Annotated in this window: 13 protein-coding genes; 10 read left to right on the plus strand and 3 right to left on the minus strand. The window is 61.3% G+C overall.

Features of this window, described 5'->3' with window-relative positions; genetic code table 11:
* Window positions 1-33: 33 nt before the first annotated feature.
* From V7787_RS31070 to V7787_RS31090, 5 genes are all read left to right on the plus strand, one after another.
* On the plus strand, window positions 34-4,983 hold the full coding sequence (locus V7787_RS31070) for an RHS repeat-associated core domain-containing protein (RefSeq protein WP_336091245.1): 4,950 nt from the start codon (window positions 34-36) through the stop codon (window positions 4,981-4,983).
* Window position 4,984: 1 nt separating this feature from the next.
* Window positions 4,985-5,569 (plus strand): HEAT repeat domain-containing protein, encoded by a 585-nt coding sequence (locus V7787_RS31075; protein WP_336091247.1) that lies wholly within the window; start codon window positions 4,985-4,987, stop codon window positions 5,567-5,569.
* Between the two features lie 302 nt (window positions 5,570-5,871).
* Window positions 5,872-6,147, plus strand: coding sequence for a hypothetical protein (locus V7787_RS31080; RefSeq protein ID WP_336091249.1), 276 nt, complete (start codon window positions 5,872-5,874; stop codon window positions 6,145-6,147).
* A gap of 414 nt (window positions 6,148-6,561) precedes the next feature.
* Window positions 6,562-11,577, plus strand: a complete 5,016-nt coding sequence (locus tag V7787_RS31085) for an RHS repeat-associated core domain-containing protein (RefSeq protein ID WP_336091250.1) — start codon at window positions 6,562-6,564, stop codon at window positions 11,575-11,577.
* Window positions 11,574-11,987, plus strand: a complete 414-nt coding sequence (locus V7787_RS31090) for a DUF4279 domain-containing protein (RefSeq protein ID WP_336091252.1) — start codon at window positions 11,574-11,576, stop codon at window positions 11,985-11,987. The genes V7787_RS31085 and V7787_RS31090 overlap by 4 nt, the downstream gene beginning before the upstream one ends.
* 417 nt (window positions 11,988-12,404) lie before the next feature.
* Here V7787_RS31090 and V7787_RS31095 read toward each other — a convergent pair whose 3' ends face one another.
* Window positions 12,405-12,647 (minus strand): XAC0095 family protein, encoded by a 243-nt coding sequence (locus tag V7787_RS31095; protein WP_336091254.1) that lies wholly within the window; start codon window positions 12,645-12,647, stop codon window positions 12,405-12,407.
* 805 nt (window positions 12,648-13,452) lie between these two features.
* Between V7787_RS31095 and V7787_RS31100 the strand changes: the two genes are divergently transcribed.
* From V7787_RS31100 to V7787_RS31115, 4 genes are read left to right on the plus strand one after another with little or no spacing between them, the layout of a single operon-like run.
* Window positions 13,453-14,628 carry an efflux RND transporter periplasmic adaptor subunit gene (locus V7787_RS31100; protein ID WP_442965342.1) on the plus strand — a complete coding sequence of 392 codons (1,176 nt, stop codon included), beginning with the start codon at window positions 13,453-13,455 and terminating at the stop codon, window positions 14,626-14,628.
* 12 nt (window positions 14,629-14,640) lie between these two features.
* The gene (locus V7787_RS31105; protein ID WP_336091257.1) at window positions 14,641-17,835 is read left to right on the plus strand and encodes an efflux RND transporter permease subunit; all 3,195 of its coding nucleotides are present in this window, start codon (window positions 14,641-14,643) and stop codon (window positions 17,833-17,835) included.
* Entirely contained in the window at window positions 17,828-19,288 is a 1,461-nt protein-coding gene (locus V7787_RS31110) for an efflux transporter outer membrane subunit (protein WP_336091258.1), read from the plus strand. Before V7787_RS31105 ends, V7787_RS31110 begins: the two co-directional genes overlap by 8 nt.
* On the plus strand, window positions 19,285-19,905 hold the full coding sequence (locus tag V7787_RS31115; RefSeq protein ID WP_336091259.1) for a TetR/AcrR family transcriptional regulator: 621 nt from the start codon (window positions 19,285-19,287) through the stop codon (window positions 19,903-19,905). Before V7787_RS31110 ends, V7787_RS31115 begins: the two co-directional genes overlap by 4 nt.
* 205 nt (window positions 19,906-20,110) lie before the next feature.
* Here V7787_RS31115 and V7787_RS31120 read toward each other — a convergent pair whose 3' ends face one another.
* Window positions 20,111-21,532, minus strand: coding sequence for an aminotransferase-like domain-containing protein (locus V7787_RS31120; protein WP_336091260.1), 1,422 nt, complete (start codon window positions 21,530-21,532; stop codon window positions 20,111-20,113).
* Window positions 21,533-21,796: 264 nt separating this feature from the next.
* Between V7787_RS31120 and V7787_RS31125 the strand changes: the two genes are divergently transcribed.
* Complete coding sequence (locus V7787_RS31125; protein ID WP_336091261.1) at window positions 21,797-22,705, plus strand: DMT family transporter; 909 nt, start codon at window positions 21,797-21,799, stop codon at window positions 22,703-22,705.
* A gap of 206 nt (window positions 22,706-22,911) precedes the next feature.
* Here V7787_RS31125 and V7787_RS31130 read toward each other — a convergent pair whose 3' ends face one another.
* Window positions 22,912-23,172, minus strand: a complete 261-nt coding sequence (locus tag V7787_RS31130) for a hypothetical protein (RefSeq protein WP_336091262.1) — start codon at window positions 23,170-23,172, stop codon at window positions 22,912-22,914.
* Window positions 23,173-23,428: the final 256 nt, after the last annotated feature.

Below are 23,428 nucleotides of genomic sequence, written 5' to 3' on the forward strand. Positions count from 1 at the left end.
ATTCGCGCAAACGTATTCATTTGAGGCCGGTAAATGGACTTCACAAACCTCTTGCGCGGCGCACTCGCCGCCGCCTGTCTTCTGCTTCTGTCCGGCCGCGTGGTGGCCGCTGGTCCTGAAGTCGCTAAGGATCAGTTCTGCACTACCAACCATCACATCAGCCCCAGCACTCGTTGCTTCGATGCGCTTCATAAAGCTGAAGGCTATCTGCGCACCGAGCCTTCACCGGCTGTGGGCAGGCGCCTTCTTGTCAGGGTTAATGCGACGGCCGATGTCGGAAAGAATCATGTTTTTCGTTACGCGGTCAAAAGCGTTCACTATGATCGGCATTTAGGCGATTTGCACGAGGCCGAGGGTAGTTTTCCCTACGATTGCGGCGTGACCAATATCATCCCGGGTCAGGCGATTCGTGGTTGCTTGAGCGAGCAGGCGCTCGCAACCGGACTGATCAATACCTATTTCAATGACGGCCCGGCGAGCTCTCGATTTATCGGGCAATACATCAGCGACCCGCCGCCCTATTGGTACAACCACTCCAGAGATGAAAGTACCGGTTTGTCGTACGCGTACGTTGTGCGGAACCTGTTGCCCCAGGATCAGGATCGTAAGATCGTCATCACCAGAACATATGGTGAGATAATCATGCCGGTAAGGAAGCGCGGCTTTTACCAATGCCGGGCGCCTTACACCGCCGAAGGGCGCGCATCGTATGAAACCTCGGATAATCCCTGGCCCAATATTTGCGCAAACTATGAAAGAGGGGAAATCACCAAGATCTCCCATCAGAACAGCGCATGTAAAACGAGATCTGGTGCCGTTGGCAATCCCTGCGTAGCGTCAACCGGGAACAAGGAATACCGCGAGACGGATTTCAGTTGGGATGGCATCGAGTTCGCTCGCGCGTACAACTCCATACGCGATATGACTCTGCTTTCGGGAATGGACGACAACTGGGCGCATACATTCTCCGACCGTTTACGCGCACCGAGGTACGAGTGGGCGGATGCCTACTGGCAGCGAAGCGACGGTTACTACGAAACCTTCGTAAAGACGCCCGGTGGCCTTTATCGCTCGAAAAATACCGTTGGCTCGATTCTCTATCGAGAGTCCGACGCCACTGCCGCGGTTGACGGCCGCTGGCGGCTTGTGCAGGCGTCGGGTCGGGTACTGCGTTTCAACGATAGCGGCAATCTGATTCGAATCGAGGATGGTACGAGAGCTTATGCGCTTTCTTATTGTACCGGCGATGCCCTCAAGAATCGTCTCTGCGATTCGCCGGTTGGGACGCTGTACCAAGTCGCCAGCGCAACGGGCCGCACCTTGCGGTTCGCGTATACCGTTAAAGCGGCTCGTATAGGCTCCGACCCTGAGATCACTTCGCCGTTATCGCTGATCACCAGCATCAGCGCCGACGGCGTAGTTGTCGCCAGTTACGAGTACGACGACTTCGGAAGGCTGATTCATGCGGCATTGGGCGATCAGGCGCTGAATCAGGGGCGCAGCTACGCCTATGCTGAGCCTGCGAACTTGTGCAAAACCGCGAGCGGCGCGAGCGTTCCCGGTTGCGATCCAGTCGACTTCCCGTATCACCTGACCTCCGTACTGAACGAAAACGGAGCGTTGTTCGCGCACTACACCTACGATGGTCATGGACGAGCGACGTCCAGCGAGCACGCGGGCGGAGTTGGCCGAGTCACCCTGAATTACCTGCCCGATGGCAAGGTGGAAGCAACGTTGCCCGGGGGCGCCACCCGCAAGTTCGAGTTCGATGCCAATGAGGTTCGCCAAGCACTGAGCCAGCAGGATGTCGCCACCGACGGATCGATCTCGGGGGCGACTACGTACACCTACTCCGATACCCGCATGACCAGCTCGACCTCGGGGCTGGGCAACCGCACCAATTTTGAATACGACGACTTTCATCTGGTCAACCGGGTCGAGGCGTTGACCGCAGCCGGCAACGCCACGCCACAGACCAGGAAGACCAGCACGGATTGGCATGCGACGCTGAATCGGCCGATCGAGCGGCGCATTTACAACGCAGCCGATGCGGTCGTGAGCAAAGACGCCTGGACTTACAACCTTCGCGGCCAAGTGCAGACCGAATCCAAGATCGACCCGGTTACCAACCAAGTTCGCTTGGTGACCACGTCCTACTGTGAGCAAGCGGACGTCGCTGCACCAGCCAGCAACTGCCCAGTGGTGGGCTTGGTCAAATCGGTGGATGGCCCTCGCACCGACGTCAGCGATGTCACTACATATAAGTACTACGCAGGCGACGAAGCTTCCTGCGCCACCTCGCCGGCCACCTGCTCGTACCGCAAGGGCGATCTGTGGACCGTCACCAACGCCGCAGGTCAGATCGTGACCGAGGTTCTGCGGTACGACTACGCAGGCCGAGCGTTGAGTACCCTCGACGTCAATGGCGTCCTCACCAATTACGAGTACGATCCGCGCGGGCGCATGACCGCGACCAAGGTCCGCGGCGCCAACGATGCGGTAGAGACCGACGACCGCATCACCAAGATGGAGTACTGGCCCACCGGCACGGTCAAGAAGGTCACGCTGCCCGACGGCGTATTCACCACCTACACCTACGATGGCGACAACCGCCTGACCGACATCGTCGACAACGCCGGCAACACCATCCATTACACCTTGGATGCCGACGGAAACCGCGAGAAAGAAGACACCAAGACCGCTAGCGGCACGCTCAAGCGCACCTTGTCGCGCGTCTACAACCAACTGAGCCAACTGCACGTCGTCAAGGACGCCTCGGGCAATCCCACCACGCTGCGCTACGACGCCGACGGCAACCAAGACCGCACCACCGACGCGCTCGGCCGCATCACCGATCAAGACCACGACCCGCTCGGCCGCCTCAGCCGCACGCTGCAGGACGTCGGCGGCCTCAACGTGGAAACCAACTACGAGTACAACGCGCTCGACCAGATCACCAAGGTCACCGACCCCAAGCGCTTGAACACGCACTACCGCTACAACGGTTTCGGCGACCAAGTGCAGTTGGAGAGCCCGGACACCGGCATCACCGACTACACCTACAACGCCGCCGGCCTGGTTGCGACCAAGAAAGACGCCAACGACCCGGTCCCGCACAGCTACACCTACGACGCGTTGAACCGCCCGAAGACCGTGTCCTACACCGCCAGCGGCCCGGCCGACGTGGAGTACGACTACGACACCGTCAACAGCGTCTGCACTGCCGGTGAAACCTTCGCGATCGGCCGCGTCACCGCGATGCGCACCGACGGCACCGAGCTGAAGTATTGCTACGACCGCTTCGGCCAAGTGACGCGAAAGGTGCAGACGGTCGACGGCAAGAGCCTGACGCTGCGTTATGCGTACACCTTGGGTGGGCAGCTGAGTGCGGTGACTTATCCCGATGGGGCTGTCGCGGATTACGTGCGCGATGGCCAGGGGCGGGTCAAGGAAGTGGGGGTGACGCCGGCGGGTGGGGTGCGCACGGTGTTGCTGACTGGCGCAACGTACGAACCCTTCGGCCCGGTGGCCGGTTGGACTTATGGTAATGGCCGCACGCTGGCCCGTACCTACGATCAGGATTATCGCGCTAAGAGCATTTACGATCCGTCGTCGGGTGGACTGTCGTTGCACTACGGCTACAACGAAGTCGGCGAGCTGGTGGTGCTTAAAGATGGTTTGCAAAGCGCGACGTTGGCCAGGTACGACTACGACAGTTTGGGCCGGTTGACCGTCACCCGCGATGGGCCGACCGGGGCGGCGTTGGAGACGTATGGCTACGACGGCACTGGCAACCGGACCAGTCTGCTGCGGGCGGGCACGACGGACACTTACAGCTACCCGGCGGATAGTCACCGCCTGACAAGCGCCGCGGGATTTGCTCGTGGTTACGATGCTGTTGGCAATACCACAAGTATTGGTGCTATTGCGAAGGAGTTTGTGTACAACGCCAATGATCAGATCAGACTGGTTAAGCTGGGCGGCGTTGCAAAAATGAATTATCGCTATAACGTCACGGGCGAAAAGGTTGCGGTCATCAATGAGGGTTCTGGTTTAGTAAAAAATTACACCCTTTATGATGAAAAAGGATTGTGGGCAGGTGATTACGATAGTGCTGGATTACCGATTCAGCAGGTGGTCTGGATGGGTGAAGTGCCCGTCGGTTTGCTGGTCGGAGCGGGGGGGCAATCAGTAAAATACATACAGCCTGATCCATTGGGTTCGCCGCGATCCATAATCGATCCTGTTCGCAATGTTGCTGTGTGGTCTTGGGGTGCAACGAGCGAGGCATTCGGAAATAATCCACCGAATCAAGATCCGGATATGGACGGCGCATCGTTTGTTTTCAATCTTCGGTTTCCTGGGCAGAGTTTTGATGCCTTGACTGGGCTCAGCTACAACTATTTTCGCGATTACGACACTAGTTCCGGGCGCTATCTTCAATCCGACCCTATAGGCCTTTCGGGTGGGTTGTCTACATATTCATATGCCAATAGTTCTCCGCTGATGTGGTTTGATCGTCATGGCCTCGCCGCAGCGGCGATCACTCCAGACGAAGTCTCATATGCCGCAAGCTTGGGTCAGGCGGCTCGTTGGGGAGGTTTGCTTAATTCAATCTCAGCTGCTGGTGGCGGAACGTTGGTCCGAGGGGCTGCCTCCTGTCCTTCGTGCGTTGCGGCGGGAGCTGGCGGATTGTTGATTGGTTATGTTACTTACAATAACTACTCGATTGAGATTCTAGATGGCGTTGAGTCTTTAGTTCAGTTGGCAGCTCGCGGAAACAAAGTCGATACCCAGGTGGCCGCAGATTACAATGCGGTTGCTAGTGCCGCACGCCTTAATAATTGCCCTCCTCCGGAGCGTTGTGAGTGGCTGAAGGCGAATGCTGCTCGTTATCGTGCGGATCAAGTGAGGGAAACTGCAAAGGCTTGGGGGTGTAAGGGGTCCAGGCACACAAAAGGCGGGAAATCGAAAGGGCTTTGACATGATTGTCGATGACGACAGTGAGAGTGGAGTGCTAGGTACTCTTTTATTTCAAGCGCTTCGGCTTTACTCCGTCGAAGCGTTGCATGCGATTGTTTTCGATGAAAACCCTTTGGTACGAACTGCAGTGGCTCGTGAGCTTCAGGTTCGAGGGGATGTATCGACGTATGAACTTATGTCGCGGTCTTCTTTTGACATCCGAGAGTACGTGCGTGAAATATCGGCTTTTACGCTGGGTCAGTTGGGAACCCCTGAGCGACCATTTCGGGAGCAGTCGATTCCCCTGTTAGTCGCTCTTGCCACGGACGACTGCGTGGATGTTCGCGCGGCGGCCGTCTCTTCACTAGGGCACTCTAGGGCTAACGAGGCGGTTGATGCCATCGTAAAAGCAGGTGGAGATTTATCACCCGAAGTTCGCGCTAGTGCAGCGACGGCGTTAGGGCGTGTGAGTCGTTCTAATGAGGTGATAACTGCTCTTCAGAACTTGTATCACGACGCAGAGCAGGATGTTCGGGAGTGGGCAGGGCTCAGTTTGGAATTGCAAGGTGTCGCGCTGGATGATGAAATCGATTCGAATCGTCGATGAACACTAAGCCGGGCGGAGAAGTAGCGGAGAAGTAGAGGACACCAACTATTCCGCGTTGGCTTTACCCCAAGATCAGATTTTCCCGGCTGTGTGAGTTCGGAAAATTCAGTGAAGCTGCCGCCATGACGCAGTCATGCTCAGGCCGGTACGTTCCATTGCGTAGGGCGTTGCGTACACCGAGCGTTCCTGTGTGGAATCGATCACTACACAGGCCGGTCCTTCGAGCATCTTAAGGGCTGGGTCGAACAGCGGCTGATGTTGCTCGCGAGTGCTTCGCTATTGCCATCCACACTTACGCCGTAATGGGCAACCACCTGCATCTGGTCGTGCAGTTGGAGCCAGCTCGGGTACGGCAAGGGTCGGATGCCGAGGTGGCTGCACGCTGGGCGCGCCCGTTTCCGTTTCGGGAAGGCACGGCCGCTGCCCGCGAGCGCAAACGCGATGAGCTCATGGCCGACGCAACCCGCATGTTGGCTGTTCGCGCCCGTCTCGGTGATCTGTCGTGGTTGATGCGCTGTCTGGCGGAGCCGATCGCTCGCGCAGCCAATGCCGAGGACGATTTCAAGGGGTGTTTCTGAGGGGGAGCGATACAAGGTGCAAGTCCTTTGCGACGACCGCGCAGTGCTGGCCGTCATGGCCTACGTTGATCTGAATCTCATCCGTGCGGTCGTGTGGCAACGATTGGCAAGGGCGGGGGATGTTGGCTACGGATCCGGCCGCGTTGATTGCGAACTATTTTCGCGTGCCGGAGGGGTTAACTGCAGCGTATACGTACAACCCGTATGGTTAAGCGAGGTGATGTGCCGAGATGCCCCATTGAAAATGTCCTAGGCATGCCATCTTTACAATTGCCGTACAAAAGCCGGGAGCTGCGCTTGACTTGCCTCGAACTGATGCCGCGATTTCTCGGCTATGATCTCGACACTCAGTGCTCATGGAAGGCGCATATCCTCCGGGAGCCGAGATCTTGATAAGGCCAATGGAGTAGGGGTATGGCGATGGCGAGCACAGTCCAGGGCGTCTTAGAAAGCGGCAGTCGCGCCGCCGAGCAAGTTAGGCCCAATAAGCGTTCGGCCCGAGCGGGCTTGTGGATGAAGGCGCTGACAACCGTGTTGGCCGTTGTCTGGTCCTTTACGGGCTTTGCAGAGGAACAGAAGATCGAGTACTGCACGCAGAATGTTGACGCGCCAGAACCGATCAATCGCTGCTTCGATACTCTGAAGGCGGCAGAGAATTTTCTAAAACAGGAGCCAACGCCCGCCGTTGGCCGGTCGTTGCTCGTTCCTACAAGCCCCAGTCAATCGGAAAACGGCAATTTCACGATTTACTACAGAGTGCCGCGCCGGGCACCCGATCGTTTGTTCGGCAGTTGGTACTGGAGCACGACAGTAAACGGCGCTGGTAGCTGGGGCACGGTCGACTGCGGTACGCGGGTGCCGATTTCATCGGTGACTAGTAACGGCTGCCCCGACGAGGAAACCCTGAAGGCTCGCTTGTTGACTACATGGCCCTATGGGCCGGAATGGTCTGGCAGCTATCGCGGCGAATACGCACCGATGCCTCCTACCTCGTGGACTGGGACAGGTATTGATACGGCAACGGGTAGAAGCTTCGTCGCAGCATGGATGACCTCCCCGCTGCCCGGTGGCCAAGGCGGTCGTGAGTTCGTTGCGACATCGGGCAACCAGACATACTTCGACACAGTTCGGCGCACCGACTACTACATGTGCCCGCAGTATTTCTACGGCGATTCTTCTGTTCGTGGAGGAGTCTGGCCGCTGGTCTGCTTCAATGAGAAAGATGGCTACATCAGCGTTCATTCCAGGCAGTACGACTCCTGCACCAAGAACGGCAACCCTTGCGTGGCGGCCACGGGCAACAAGGAATACCGTGAAACCGACTTCCAATGGGACGGGCTGAGTTTCGCACGCGCCTACAACTCTATTCGCGACATTCCGACCCTATCGGGCATGGGTGGCAACTGGGCGCATACGTTCTCGGATTGGATCATCAACCGATCCAGTTGCGGCGGAGACACCTGCCTGCGCACCTGGGTGCGCAGCGACGGCTACTACGAAGAGTTTCACTCGGTTGGCGGGAATGCCTTCAAATCGACCAGCCGCCCCAGCATAGTCATGTATCGCGAGCAGGATGATGTGGCGGCGATTTCCGGGCGTTGGCGGATTTCCTTGGGTGGCGGCAAGCAACTCAGGTTTGCCGAGAATGGAAAGCTGATTCGAATCGACCAGGGCGCCAGAAGCTACGACCTCAAGTATTGTTCAGCCCCGGAATTCACCGCAGGCACCTGCGCGGCGCTGGATAAACTGACCAAAGTGGTCAGCGACTCCGGACGCACCCTCAACTTCGAGTACGGCGAAGTAAAAGTCTCGACCGGTCCGAGTGCCGACGATTACAAGATCGAGACGGTCATCAGCCGAATCAAGAACGGCGCGACCGTCTTGGCCGAGTATGGCTATGACACAAGCGCCCGCATGATCGGCGCATCCTTCCCGCTGGGATCGGGCGAACAAGGGCGCAGCTATCTTTATGCCGAGCCGAATCGGCTGTGCCGGGACGGGCTGAGCGCCACTGTCGCACAATGCGATCCCGCGGACTTCCCCGATTACATGACCGGCGTTATCGACGAGAGCGGCAAGCGGATAGCGACCTACAACTATGGCCGCTACGGACGCGTGACCCTCAGCGAGTATGCCCCCGGCATCGGCAAGGTGACTTCCGATTACAAAGACGACGGCAGCGTCGAGGTAACCCTGCCCAAGGGCGCGAAGAAGAAGTACGGGTTCGTCGAAACCCCATTCCGCAAGCCCGCCGAAATACTGGTAACGAGCACCGATGGCTCTCTGCCCCAGCGCATATCCCGTACTTACAACTGGATGTGGCTGACCAGCAGCGTGGATGCCGATCGCTCGCGTACCAATTACGGCTACAACGCGCTGCAGGAAACTAGCCGAGTCGAAGGGCTGACCGAGGCCGGCGCGACCACGGCGTTCACCCGCTCGACTCAGACCGACTGGCATACGAATTTCAACGAGGTTGTCGGCCGCAAGGTCTACGACGCTTCCAACGCATTGGTATCCCAGCAAAGCATCGTCTACAACGCTCGCGCTCAGGTTCTGACCAGCACTCAGACCGATCCGGCCACCCAAACCAATCGGGTTACCACCAATACCTATTGCGAAACGGCAGACGTATCCGCGGGCGCTTGCCCTGTGGTGGGTCGCCTGAAGTCGGTGGATGGCCCGAGAACCGATGTCGCCGACATCACTCAGTATGTTTACTACCCGTCCGACGATCCGGCATGCGCGACGGCCGGAGCGGGCTGCGCTTACCGCAAGGGTGATTTGTGGAAGTCGCTGGATGCGCTCGGACGCGCCACGGAAATACTTCGCTATGACGCCTCCGGGCGAGTGCTGTCGGTGCGCGACGCGAACCAAGTCACGACCGATTCCGAGTACGACGATCGCGGTCGCCTGTTGGCGACGAAGCAGCGTGGCAGCAATGACGCGACTGAAGCCGATGACCGCATCACCAAGCTGGAGTACTGGCCGACCGGGCAAGTAAAGAAGGTAACGCTGCCTGACGGGTCGTTCACCACGTATGCCTACGATGTGGCCAACCGCTTGACCGACATCGCGGATAACGCCGGCAACACCATCCATTACACCTTGGATGCCGACGGCAACCGCGAGAAAGAAGACACCAAGACCGCCAGCGGCACGCTCAAGCGCACCTTGTCGCGCGTCTACAACCAGCTGAGCCAACTGCACATCGTCAAGGACGCCGCGGGCAATCCCACCACGCTGCGTTACGACGCCGACGGCAACCAAGACCGCACCACCGACGCGCTCGGCCGCATCACCGACCAAGACCACGACCCGCTCGGCCGCCTCAGCCGCACGCTGCAGGACGTCGGCGGGCTCAACGTCGAAACCAACTACGAGTACAACGCGCTCGACCAGATCACCAAGGTCACCGACCCCAAGCGCTTGAACACGCACTACCGCTACAACGGTTTCGGCGACCAAGTGCAGTTGGAGAGCCCGGACACCGGCATCACCGACTACACCTACAACGCCGCCGGCCTGGTTGCGACCAAGAAAGACGCCAACGACCCGGTCCCGCACAGCTACACCTACGACGCGTTGAACCGCCCGAAGACCGTGTCCTACACCGCCAGCGGCCCGGCCGACGTGGAGTACGACTACGACACCGTCAACAGCGTCTGCACTGCCGGTGAAACCTTCGCGATTGGTCGCGTCACCGCGATGCGCACCGACGGGACCGAGCTGAAGTATTGCTACGACCGTTTCGGCCAAGTGACGCGTAAAGTACAGGCCGTGGGCGGAAAGAGCTTTACTTTGCTCTACTCCTACACCCTGGGCGGAAAGCTCCGCTCAATGACCTACCCTGATGGCGCCGTAGTCGACTACGTCCGCGACATCCAGGGCCGAATCGCCGAAATCGGGGTGAGGCAAGCCGGCGGCGCGCGGACCGTGCTGCTCAACAACGCGGCCTACGAGCCGTTCGGTCCAGTGGCAGCCTGGACGTACGGCAACGGCCGCATTTTGAGTCGCAGCTATGACCTCGACTACCGTCCAAAGACCGTGTTCGATCCGGCCAGCGGCGGCCTATCGTTGGGCTATGGCTACAATGCCGTCGGCAACTTGATCGAGCTTAAGGATGGCCAGAACAGTGCGATCCAAGTCAAGTACGACTACGACTCAGTGGGTCGCTTGACGGTCACCCGTGACGGCGCGAGCAATACCGCACTGGAAACCTACGGATACGATAAGACTGGCAATCGCACCAGTCTGCTGCGCGCTGGCATCACTGAAATTTATAACTACACGGACACCAGTCATCGTCTGAGCCGTATCGGCGCGGTTGGTCGCGGTTACGACACGGTCGGTAATACCACAAGCATAGGCGGCACCGCGAAAGAGTTTGTCTACAACGCCAGCGATCGGATGAAGCAAGTCAAGCTAAATGGCGTCTTGAAGACCGGTTACCGCTACAACGCCATCGGTGAGCGCGTCGCATCGATCACCGGTGACAGCGGCCCTGTCACGACGCATACGCTCTACAACGAAGCAGGCCAGTGGATTGGTGATTACGACAGCACTGGCGCCACGATCCAGCAGGCGATTTGGCTGGGCGATGCACCGGTGGGCCTGCTTGCAGGCGCAGAGTCGAACCAGTCACTTGCGTACGTGCAGCCTGATCACTTGAACACGCCTCGCTCGGTGATCGATCCGGTGCGCAACGTCGCTATCTGGACTTGGGATGCCAAGAGTGAGGTGTTTGGCAGTACCCCGCCGAATCAAGATCCTGACCTGGACAGTACCGCGTTCGTATTCAACATGCGATTCCCTGGACAGCTTCACGACTCAAGCACAGGATTGAGCTACAACTACTTCCGTGACTATGAGCCAGCCATAGGGCGATATGTACAGAGCGACCCGATTGGCTTGAAAGGTGGGTTGAACACATTCGCATACGTCGGTAGCTCGCCGCTCAGCAGCGTTGACGCACTTGGTCTAGCGTCTGCTATCGCCCCCAGCCCGACTTTGCCCACTCGCGGCTTCATCTTTCCAACCGGCCGGGAGTTGGCGCTAGCGGCGCAAGCCTTAGTCGCCGGCGGGGCGACTGCTGCCGCATATACGACAGGCGCCGTGTTATTGCTGTATTCCCCGTCACTCGGAGTCGCCCCTTGCGAGCAAATGGGGCCCGGTGCCTGTGGGCGAATGTACGCAAAACCTGGCAGGGAAAAAGCAAAGCCCAGTAGGGAACAAAGGCCCAACGATTGCCCGACTGGAACAAAGCCAATTGATAAGATCGGCTTAAGCAAGGAGGATTTACACAGCGTTAAAGATGGGATAAATGCAGGTGCACAGGATTGGGTCGGCATTAGTCCGGATGGGCACGTTTGGATAAACGAAGATGGAAAGGCCAGTGACCAAGGACCTTACGAAAGTTATATCCCATGATTAACTCTGCTCGATACAGGATTTCACTCCGAATCACACACCCAAGCATTGCGAGTGGGCGCATAAGCAAAGAACTTGGACTCATTCCAAAATTTTGTTATACGTCTGGTGATCAGAAATTGACGCCAAAAGGCGAAGTGCTTCCCGGCATAAGGAAGGAGTCATTCTGGACCTACGAACTTGTAGCAACGGACGAACCCTTCGAGCAAACGTTGGAAGCGTTCAATTCGACGTTGAAGGACAAAGAACCATTCTTGAACGAAATCAATCAAACAGGGGGGCGTCTCGAGTACTTTGTTGGTTGGTTTGCGACAGGGGATTCTGGGTTTTCATTGGCTCCTCATCTGCTAAGTCAGCTCGTGGCCATAGGAATCAAACTGACCATCAACGTCTACGTTGAAAAGCCTTAGCCAAAGCCGGTAGCAGCTTCCAGGGAAGCAGAGGACAACCACCATCCCGCATTAGCCCGGCCCCAAGATCAGATTTCCCGTGTGTGAGCTCGGCAAATCAGAGAAGCTGGCGCCATGACGCAGTCCCGCTCTTCGCTGATCCCGCCCGGCCAGTCCGGTACGTTTCATTGCGTAGAGCGTTGCGTGTCCCGGGAGTTTCTGTGTGGGGTCGATCACTACACAGATCGGTCCTTCGAGCATCGTAAGGGCTAGCGGTTGATGTTGCTGGCGGAGTGCTTCGCTATTGACATTCATGCCTACGCCGTGATGAGCAACCACTTGCATCTGGCCGTGCAGTTGGAGACGGCTCGGGCGCGGCAACGGCCGGGTGCCGAGAACGACAGGCCGCTGCCGACTAAGGCGGCGGCCATCGTGAACTTAGGGCTGATGTATGGAGGTAAGCGTGCGTTCGATCTGCCCGGCCCACAAACGAAATACTCGGGCTAAGGCGCGGCGTCGCGATTGCTCGTGCTTCCGGACGGACGAGTTAGTTGGATCCGAGGGATCGATGGTATGGGCAATGCCGACCAATTCGTCGTGAAATGCCTTCAAATCCAGATAGGCATCAACGGGTAGCAAAACGTTGTTCGCGAACGCGGCAGACGGGTTCTTGCGGGACATAGCGGCACTCCTCTCCATGGATTGTCGGCCCGCGCTGCGCGATGTCGCAGGCGGGATGTCGGGAGGTTAAGAACCGTGTACAGACGGCGGGCGTATTCCCCTTGCGGGTGTTGTATTAGCCGCCCTCCCGACGTTGAGACGCGCCGAACTTGCGCCCAAATTTTGGGCGCAAAAAAACCACCGGGTTTTCGGAGGTGGTGCCGCTGTACAAGGAGTTCTTACGCTCCGTGGCGAAGATTGCGGCTTCGATATTCAAGTGTCAATCAGACAAAGACGAAAACGATGCAGGAGTCGTCGCATTGTTTGATTGCTGGAAAAATGTCGCTTCTTCGGATCGTCTAAGGTCGATGCCGCATCGCATCGTTAGCGTTTGTCATGCGACGACTTCAGGCGTTCTCGCATGAAAGGCACTGGATTCCCGCGCTCGCGGGAATGACGATCTGGGGGGCAGTCGGTGACTTCATATCTGTTTTCTATAAAGAGCCTATAGGTCTTTATAGAAAGGTTAGAAGTCCGAGGTCAGTCTGACTGGCGCGAAGCGGCATGGTGGCCAGTCCTTCCGTGTAGCGGACGCCCCAGATCCACCCCGACCAAGGCCAGACAGGCCCGTCCAGCCAAGCATCCAGGCTTAACGCCAGATGCACAGACCTACATAGACCATGCCCAAGGGCCCCAACCCCCGCCTTTCGGCAGGTTGACTTCGCCCACCTCAAAAAAGAGAATGATCGTTCATTCTACGATACGCCCGCGGTCCATCCCGGCCGCAACAACGACCTGAGGCTCCCCCATGCCGTCGCGCAAGTCACTGTCCTATAAGGCAATTCTCACTGTTTCCGTGCTCTCGCTGGCCCTGGCGGCCTGCGGAGGCGGGGGCGAACAAGGCGGCCCCGGCGGCCCTGGCGGTATGAAGGGCCAGGTCACGGTCGTGACCCTCAAGCCCGAGACCATCACCCTGACCCGCGAATTGCCCGGCCGGACCAGCGCTTCGCTGATCGCCGAGGTGCGGCCGCAGGTCAACGGCATCGTCGAGAAGCGATTGTTCACCGAGGGCGGTCTGGTCAAGGCCGGGCAGCCGCTGTATCAGCTCGACGACAAGACTTACGCCGCCGATCTGGAAACCGCCAAGGCCACGCTCGCGCGTGGCGAGGCGGCGTTGAATTCGGCGCGGCTCAATGCCAAGCGTTCGGCCGATCTGGTCAAGATCGATGCGGTCAGCAAGCAGGACGATGAGACCGCGGTCGCGACGCTCAAGCAATCGCAGGCCGATGTGAGCTCGGGCCGTGCGGCGGTGCAGAGCGCCAGCGTGATCTTGGGCCGCGCGCGCATCTCTTCGCCGATCAGCGGCCGCATCGGCAAGTCGGCGGTTACCGCCGGTGCGCTGGTCACCGCCAATCAGGCCGATGCGCTGGCGGTGGTGCAGCAGCTCGATCCGGTGCACGTCGACATCACTCAGTCGAGCGCGGAGTTGCTGGCGCTGCGCAAGCAGATCGCCGCGGGCACGCTGACCGAGGCGAGCACGCCGGTGACGATCCTGCTGGAAGACGGCAGCAAGTATCCGCTGGAAGGCAAGCTGGCGTTCTCCGAAGTCACCGTCGATGAAGGCACCGGCAGCTTCCTGCTGCGCGTGGTGGTGCCCAATCCCGACAACATCCTGATGCCGGGCATGTACGTGCGCGCCTTGGTCGGTACCGGTGTGCGCAGCAACGCGATCCTGGTTCCGCAGCAGGGCATCTCGCGCGATCCCAAGGGCAACGCCACCGCGATGGTGGTCAACGCCAAGGGCGAGGTCGAACCGCGCGAGCTGCAGGTCAGTCAGGCCATCGGCGACAAGTGGCTGGTCGAAAGCGGTCTGAAGGCCGGCGACAAGGTCATCGTCGAAGGCTTGCAGAAGATCGGCCCGGGCATGCCGGTGGACGCGACCGAGAAGGGCGCCGCGCCGGCCAAGCCGGCCGCCGCGCCCGCCGGCGCGCCGAAGCAGTAATCGGAGACATTCATGGCACGGTTCTTTATCGATCGCCCCATCTTTGCGTGGGTGCTGGCGATCATCATCATGTTGGGCGGCGCGATCGCGATCACCCAACTGCCGATCTCGCAATATCCAACCATCGCGCCGCCGACCGTATCGGTGAACGCGTCCTACCCCGGCGCTTCGGCTAAGGCCGTGGAAAACTCGGTGACCCAGATCATCGAGCAGAACATGAAGGGCATCGATGGCCTGATGTACATGTCGGCGACCAGTTCGTCCGACGGTCAGGCCGGCGTCACCCTGACGTTCGAAAGCGGCACCGATCCGGACATCGCCCAGGTGCAGGTGCAGAACAAGCTGCAACTGGCGACGCCGTTGTTGCCGCAGATCGTGCAGCAGCAGGGCGTGAGCGTGTCGAAGGCGAACTCGGCGTTCTTGCTGGTGATCGGCTTCGTGTCCGAAGACGGCAGCATGAACGGCGCGGACATCGCCGACTACGTGGCCGCCAACCTGGTCGATCCGCTGGCGCGCGTCAACGGCGTCGGCAGCACCCAGTTGTTCGGCACCAAGTACGCGATGCGCATTTGGCTCGACCCGGACAAGCTCAACACCTACAAGCTCACCCCGACCGACGTGATCAACGCGCTGCGCGCGCAGAACGCCCAGGTCGCGGTCGGTCAGCTCGGCGGTACCCCGTCGGTGAAGGGGCAGCAGCTCAACGCCACCATCACCGCGCAGGACCGTCTGCAGACCGCCGATCAGTTCAAGAACATCGTCGTGCGCGCCAACAGCAGCGGCGCGGTGCTGAAGTTGTCCGACGTCGCCCGGGTCGAACTGGGCCAAGAGGACTACAGCACCATCGCCCGCTTCAACGGCAAGCCGGCGACCGGTATCGCGATTTCGCTGGCGACCGGCGCCAACGCGCTGGCCACCGCGCAGGCGATCCAGGCCGAACTGGAGCAGCTCAAGCCTTCGTTCCCGAAGGGCCTGAAGGCGGTGACGCCGTTCGACACCACCCCGTTCGTGCGGGTGGCGATCGAGGAAGTGATCAAGACCCTGCTCGAAGCGATCGTGCTGGTGTTCCTGGTGATGTACCTGTTCCTGCAGAACTTCCGCGCCACCTTGATCCCGACGATCGCGGTGCCGGTGGTGTTGCTGGGCACGTTCGGCTTGCTGGCGCTGTTCGGTTATTCGGTGAACATGCTGACCATGTTCGCGGTGGTGCTGGCGATCGGCCTGTTGGTCGACGACGCCATCGTCGTGGTCGAAAACGTCGAGCGCGTGATGAGCGAGGAAGGTCTCTCGCCCAAGGAAGCCACGCGCAAGTCGATGGATCAGATCACCGGCGCGCTGGTGGGCATCGGCCTGGTGCTGTCGGCGGTGTTCGTGCCGATGGCGTTCCTGGGCGGCGCGACCGGCGTGATCTATCGCCAGTTCTCGGTCACCATCGTTTCGGCGATGGCGCTGTCGGTGCTGGTGGCGATCGTGCTGACGCCGGCGCTGTGCGCGACCATGCTCAAGCAGATCGAGAAGGGCCATCACGCGTCCGACAAGGGCTTCTTCGGCTGGTTCAACGACAAGTTCGACCGCGGCAACAGCAAGTACCAGGGCATCGTCCGCGGCATCGTCACCCGCACCGGCCGCTTCATGATCGTGTTCGCGGCGATGGCGGCGTTGATGGCGGTGCTGTTCTTGCGCCTGCCGTCTTCGTTCTTGCCGCAGGAAGATCAGGGCTTCTTGTTCACCATCGTGCAGGCTCCGGTCGGCGCGACTCAGGAACGTACCGGCGAAGTGCTCAAGAAGGTCGAAGAGCAGTTCCTGTCCGATCCGGCGGTGGATTCGCTGTTCACCGTGCAGGGCTTCAGCTTCGCCGGTAACGGCCAGAACGCGGGTATGGCGTTCTCGCAGCTCAAGCCGTGGGAAGAGCGCGCCACCACCTGGGGCGATCGCTGGCGCTGGTTGACCAGCTTCGGCAAGACCCCGATGCCCGACAACAGCGTCAACGGCGTGGTCGGCCGGGCGATGGGCAGCTTCATGCAGATCAAGGACGCGTTCGTGTTCGCGCTGGCGCCGCCGGCGGTGTTCGAACTGGGCAACTCCAACGGCTTCGTGTTCTACATGAAGGACAACGGCGCGCTCGGTCACGATGCGCTGGTCGCCGCGCGCAATCAGTTCCTCGGCATGGCCGCGCAAAGCAAGCTGTTGCAGAACGTGCGTCCGAACGGCATGGAAGACACGCCGCAGTTCCGCGTCGACGTCGACAATCAGAAGGCCGCGGCATTGGGCCTGAACATCGCCGACATCAACTCGACCCTGCAGGCGGCTTGGGGCGGTCAGTACATCGACGACTTCGTCGATCGCGGCCGGGTCAAGCGCGTCTACATCCAGGCCGATGCGCCGTTCCGCATGGCGCCGACCGACTTCAACCGCTGGTACGTGCGCAACGACAAGGGCGCGATGGTGCCGTTCTCGGCCTTCGCCACCACCCGTTGGGAATTCGGTTCGCCGCGTCTTGAGCGTTACAACGGCGTCTCGGCCCTGGAAATCAACGGCGAAGCCAAGCCGGGCGTGAGCTCGGGCGAGGCGATGGCCGAGGTCGAGAAGCTGGTCAAGCAGTTGCCGCCGGGCATCGGCCTGGAATGGACGGGCCTGTCGTATCAGGAACGTCAGGCCGGCGCGCAAACGCCGCTGTTGTACACGCTGTCGCTGTTGATCGTGTTCCTGTGCTTGGCCGCGATGTACGAAAGCTGGGCGATCCCGACCTCGGTGCTGTTGATCGCGCCGATGGGCATCCTGGGTACTGTGCTGGCGACGTGGCTGCGCGGCATGGAGCGCGACGTGTACTTCCAGGTGGCGATGCTGACCACAGTGGGCTTGTCGAGTAAGAACGCGATTCTGATCGTCGAGTTCGCCAAGGAAAATCTCGAGAAGGGCATGAACCTGATCGAAGGCACGCTGGCCGCGGTACGCGACCGTCTGCGCCCGATCATCATGACTTCGCTGGCGTTCGGTCTGGGCGTGTTGCCGCTGGCCTTGGCGTCCGGCGCGGGTTCCGGCGCGCAGCGCGCGATCGGTACCGGCGTGCTCGGCGGCATGGTGGTGGGTACGTTCCTGGGCATCTTCTTCGTCCCGCTGTTCTTCGTGGTGGTGGAGAAGTTGTTCGTCAGAAAGAAACACGCGCCCGCTGAGCACAGCGCCCAAGGAGCGCAGAGCCATGAGTAAGTTTTCGATCCACGCCCTGGCCCTGGCGATCGCGGTGGCGACCACCGGTTGCCTGACCCTGGCGCCGAAGTTGCCCGAACAGAACGCGGCGATCCCCGGCGAATGGCCGTTGCCGCCGACCACCCAGTCCTTCGTCGGCGCGCAACCGCTGACCTCGGACCCGGCGGCCTCGGCCGCCACCGCGACGGATTCGTCCGTCGCGGTGGCCGACATCGGTTGGCGCGATTTCTTCGCCGACCAGAACCTGGAAGACCTGATCGGCCGCGCGCTGGAGAACAACCGCGATCTGCGCGTGGCCGTGCTCAACGTCGAGAAGGCGCGCGCGCAGTACCGCGTCCAGCGCGCCGACCTGATGCCCGCGGTGGGCGTCGGCGGGCAGCTGCGTCGCAGCGGCACCAACTCGGGCGAGGGCGTCACCGACGCCTATACGGCCGGTGCGTCCATCACCAGCTTCGAGATCGATTTGTTCGGCCGCGTGCGCAGCCTGAGCCAGTCGGCGTTGCAGCGTTACTTCGCCGAAGAAGAAGCGCGCCGCGCCGCCCAGCTGAGCTTGATTTCCGAAGTCGCCAACGCCTACCTGACCTTGGCCGCGGACCGCGAGCTGCTGTCGGTGTCGGAAGCGACCTTGAAGAATCAGCAGGCCGCTTACGACCTGACCGAGAAGCGGCGTGAGCTGGGCGCGGTGTCCGGGCTCGAACTGAGCCAGGCGCGGACCCAGGTCGAGCAGTCGCGCGCCGATGCGGCGCGTTATGCCGGGCAGGTGGCGCAGGACATCAACGCGTTGAACCTGCTGGTCGGCGAAACCGTCGATCCGGCGTTGCTGCCGCAGAAGCTGACCGACGGCGTGACCGGCCTGTCCGCGTTGCCGGCGCAGTTGCCGTCGGAAGTGCTGCTGCGTCGCCCGGACGTGCTGCAGGCCGAGCACATGCTGCGCGCGCAGAACGCCAATATCGGCGCGGCGCGCGCGGCGTTCTTCCCGTCGATCAATCTGACCGGTTTCTTCGGCAGCGCCAGCAACGAGTTGTCGGGTCTGTTCGATGCGAACACCCGCAGCTGGTCGGTCAGCCCGGTGATCAATCTGCCGATCTTCCAGGGCGGCAAGCTGCGCGCGAATCTGGCTTCGGCCAAGGCCGATCAGCAGATCGCATTGGCCCAGTACGAAAAGGCGATTCAGTCGGGCTTCCGCGATGTCGCCGATGCGTTGGCGCTGACCAAGACCCTGTCGGAACAGCGTCAGGCGCAGGAAGCGCTGGTGGAAGCGGCCGGCCGCGCCGACCAGCTCTCCACCGCGCGTTACAAGGCTGGCCGCGACAGCTACCTCAACCAGCTCGACGCTCAGCGCACGCTGTACGGCGCGCAGCAGGGCTTGGTGACCGTGCGTCTGTCCGAACAGGCCAATCGGGTCACGCTCTACAAAGTGCTCGGAGGTGGCTGGAACGAGCGCAGCCAATGAGCACTCCGGGCAAGCCCACCGCCAAGGCCGCCGCGCGCGCGCAAGCGCAGCGCGAGCGGATCCTCGTGGCGGCGCAGAAATGCTTCGTTGTGCACGGCTTCCACGCCGCCAGCATGGCCAACATCGCCGACACGGCGGGCATGAGCGCGGGCCTGATCTACCGCTATTTCAAGGGTAAGAACGACATCATCCTGGCCATCATCGAGCGTCAGCTCGAAGAGGCCAGGGCCGATGTGGCCAAACTGCACGCGGCCAGCGATCTGGTCGCGGGCATTGCTGAAGTGTTTCAGCAGTGGCAGGCCAACGATCCCAACATCACCAGCGCGGCGTTGTTTCTGGAACTCACCGCCGAGGCCACGCGCGATGAAGAGATCGCCGCGGCCACGCATGCCTCGGACCGGGTGTTCCGCTCGGATCTGGCGGCGTGGTTCGCGCGCAGCGGCAGCGACGGCGGCTTGGGCATTCCCAGCGAGCAGGTCGATACGCGGGTGTTGATTCTGCAGTGCTTGATCGAAGGCCTGGCGATGCGCGCGATTTCGCAGCCGGATTTGAGCGTGGAGCAGGTGAAGTCGGCGTTGGATCAGTTTTTGCCGAGTTTGCTCAAGGCCGAAAGCTGAGCGTAGTTTTGCTTGCCACCCGCCGCCTGCCACCGGCCGCGACGAAGCTTCATTACCGTCATTCCGGCGAAAGCCGGAATCCATTTTGACTTTGCTCTTATCGCCGGCTGAAGTGCTGAGCAACAGCAAGATCAAAATGGATTCCGGCTTTCGCCGGAATGACGGTGTTGAGGGATGCGGTGCGACCTGGGTGTCGCGCTCGCAATCAGCGGGCCAATTGCTTAGCCAAATCGCCCAACGTCTTCATCGCCGTCTCGGTCTTGCGCTCCCAAGGCTGCCCGCAACTCAATCGCACATGGTGGGTGTAATCGCCGCGATTGGAGAACAAATGCCCCGGCAGAATGCCGATGCCGCGCGCCAACGCCGCTTCGAACAAGGCCTGCCCTTCGATCTTCGGCGGCAATTCGATCCATAACGTCATCCCGCCCGCGGGCTCGGCCACGCAGGTGCCGTCGGGCCAATGGTCCAGCACCGCCTGCCGATACACCTGGGCGTTGCCGGCCAGGGTCCGGCGCAAGCGGCGCAGGCCGCGTTCCATGTCGTGGCGGGCGAAGAATTCGATCAGCGCCATCTGCGGCAAGGTCGCGGTGGCGACGGTGGAGAAGCTCTTGGTCCGCAACAGCTCCGAGCGGCGACGGCCGCCGAGCATCCAGCCCACGCGCAGTCCCGGCGCCAGCATCTTCGAATACGAGCCGCAGGTGATCACGTGTTCGCCGTCGTCGAAGCGGCGCAGCGGCGACGGGCGTTCGCCGGAATAAGCCAGTTCGCCGTACAGATCGTCCTCGATCACCACCGTGCCGTGCGCGGCGCAGGCGGCGACGATTTCGCGTTTGTTGGCTTCGCTGGTCAAGCTGCCGAGCGGATTGTTGAAGTTGGGCACCAGCAGCGCGGCGCGGACGGCGTGGCGTTCCAGCAACTCGCGCAATTGGGTCGGGTCGATGCCGTGGCCGGGGCGGTTGGGGATTTCCAGCACACGTAGACCGTGCGCGGACACCGCCTGCAGCAGGCCGTGATAGGTCGGCGATTCCAGGATCACGATGTCGCCGGGGCGGGTGATCGTGCGCAAGGTCAGGCTGATGGCTTCCATCGCGCCGGCGGTGACGATGACTTCGTCGGGATCGATCTCCACCCCGCACTGCGCGTAGCGCTGAGCGATGCGTTCGCGCAGTTGCGGCAGGCCTTGCGGCACGGTGTAGCTGAGCGCGGTGTACGGATCGCGGCGCATCGCCCGCGCGACCGCAGTCGCCAGCGCCGCGCTGGGCAGCATCGATGCGTCGGGGGTGGCGGCGTGCATCGGGATCAGGTCGCGTCGCGATTGTACGTCGAGCACGCCGAGCAGGGCGGGATTGCGCACCGGCATCGGCGCGCGCGACAGATGCCGGGCGCGGCTGCTTCTCGGCGCGGCGCCAGCGGCGGCGCGGACGTAATAGCCCGAGCGCGGCCGTGCTTCGATCAGGCCTTCGCGTTCGAGTTGCTGATACGCCTCCACCGCGGTGGCCAGGCTGATGCGCTGGTCGCGGCCGAGCCGGCGCAGCGAGGGCAGGCGCTCGCCGGCGCGCAGGACGCCGCGTTGGATTTGCCGGCGCATGCGGTCGGCGAGGCGTTCGTAAAGCAGGTCTTGGGACATGGCGTGTACCTGGAGCCACTGCGTTCTAAAGCCCCTCTCCCGCTTGCGGGAGAGGGGTTGGGGTGAGGGCACGGGGGCTGGAAGAGCATTCGCGCCTGCGGCGCTCATCCCCTCACCCCAGCCCTCTCCCGCAAGCGGGAGAGGGAGCAAAGCTACTCAACTGTACCGGTCGAAATCCATCCTAACTGAATCTGTATCGGTCCGCCGCCCACCCCTAACCTGGGCTTCCCCCACTCCGCCTCGCCCCACGCGAGCCCCACCGCCATGAGCCCCGTCGCCACCCCCGCCGAATCGCGCACCGCGCTGATCCAACTGCTGATCGCCGAACTGCTGATCGGCTCGGTCGGCGTATTCGTCCACGAGAGCGGCCAGAACGCGATTACCGCGGTGCTGTTCCGCTGCATCTTCGGCAGCGCGTTCCTGCTGGTCTGGGGCTCGGCGCGCGGCTTGTTCCAGGGCTTGCTCGGCGAGCGCGCCTTGATCCGCTCGGCGATCTTCAGCGGCGTGCTGCTGGTGTTGAACTGGGTCGCGCTGTTCGCCGGCATGGCGCGTTCGTCGATCGGCGTGGCGACGATGGTCTACCACTTCTTCCCGTTCGTGATCCTGGGCATGGCCGCGATGTTCTACGGCGAGCGCACCCGCGCGGCCGACATCGGCTGGACCGCGATCGCCTTCGTCGGTGTGTTGTGTTCGGCCGATCCGTTCAAGCTGTGGACCAGCGCCGGCACCGGATATCTCATCGGCGTGGGGCTGACCTTCGTCGCGGCGATCCTGTGCGGCGCTTCGTTGCTGCTGTCGCGGCGCATCAGCCGCGAACGCCCGTTCGCGGTGGTGTTGATCCAATGCCTGGTCGGCATCGTCATGCTCGCGCCGTTCGCCGATTACGCGGCGGTGTGGGCGCCCGGTTCGCACTGGTTCTGGCTCGCCGGCCTGGGTCTGATCCACAGCGGCGTGTGTTACGTGCTGTTCTATTCGTCTTATCCGCGGCTGCAGGTGGCGACCATCGCGGTACTGGCCTTCATCTATCCGGTGATCGCGCTGCTGCTGGACTATCTGGTCTACGGCCGCACGCTGGCGCCGGTGCAGAGTCTGGGCGTGGCGCTGATCGTGCTGGGCACTTTGGGCGTCAACCTGAAATGGCGGTGGCGCCGGCCGGTGCCGGCGCGGGCCTGAGCGTATTCAACGAACGACGGATTTCTCGACCCGGTTCGCCCGCGCGGCGGATCAGCAGGCGGTTGCGTCTGCTCGGCCGGCACAGGGAGGCGCCGGCGGGGTATTTCATGGGGGGCTCTGCCCGAGTGGGTGAGCGCCAAGAGCAAAAAGGGTTCCGGCTTTCGCCGGAATGACGGGTGTGGGAGGGCATGGTTGGTTGGCGAGGGTTAGTCGGCCAACACCAAGCGCCACGCGCCTTCGACATCGTTCTCGATCGCCGACCACGGCACCCGTTCGGCGCCGCGCAAGCGTTCCCAGCCGCGCGCGAGTTCTTCGCGGATATCGTCCCAATGGCGCTCGCCATGATGCAGCCGCGCGCCGATGCCGTAAGTGATCGCCAACTCGCGGGTGCGGTGCGACACCGTGGCCGCAGCGTCCGGATCGTGGTTGGGCGAGGAGGAAAGCCAGTCGAAGTTACGAGGCGGCATAGGCAGGTCCGTTGGCATTCCTTTTGCATTGGCAAGATATCGCTTTTATCTTCCGTTAGGGTTACCGAAGTCTCCTGGCTCACGCCTAAAACGCGAGCTGCGTCGCAAACGCGCATTCGGGTTTTCGCGCGCTTGTTCGTTACCGGCGCCGAAGCGCGACGCGAACTGAACCCCGCACCCCTCGCTGTCTGAATGCGCGTGACTGCGGTCACCGTTGCCGGCGATGGAAAAAAGAACGCCGCCCACGTGGGGCGGC

It is taken from the genome of Pseudomonas sp. CGJS7, assembly GCF_036961695.1.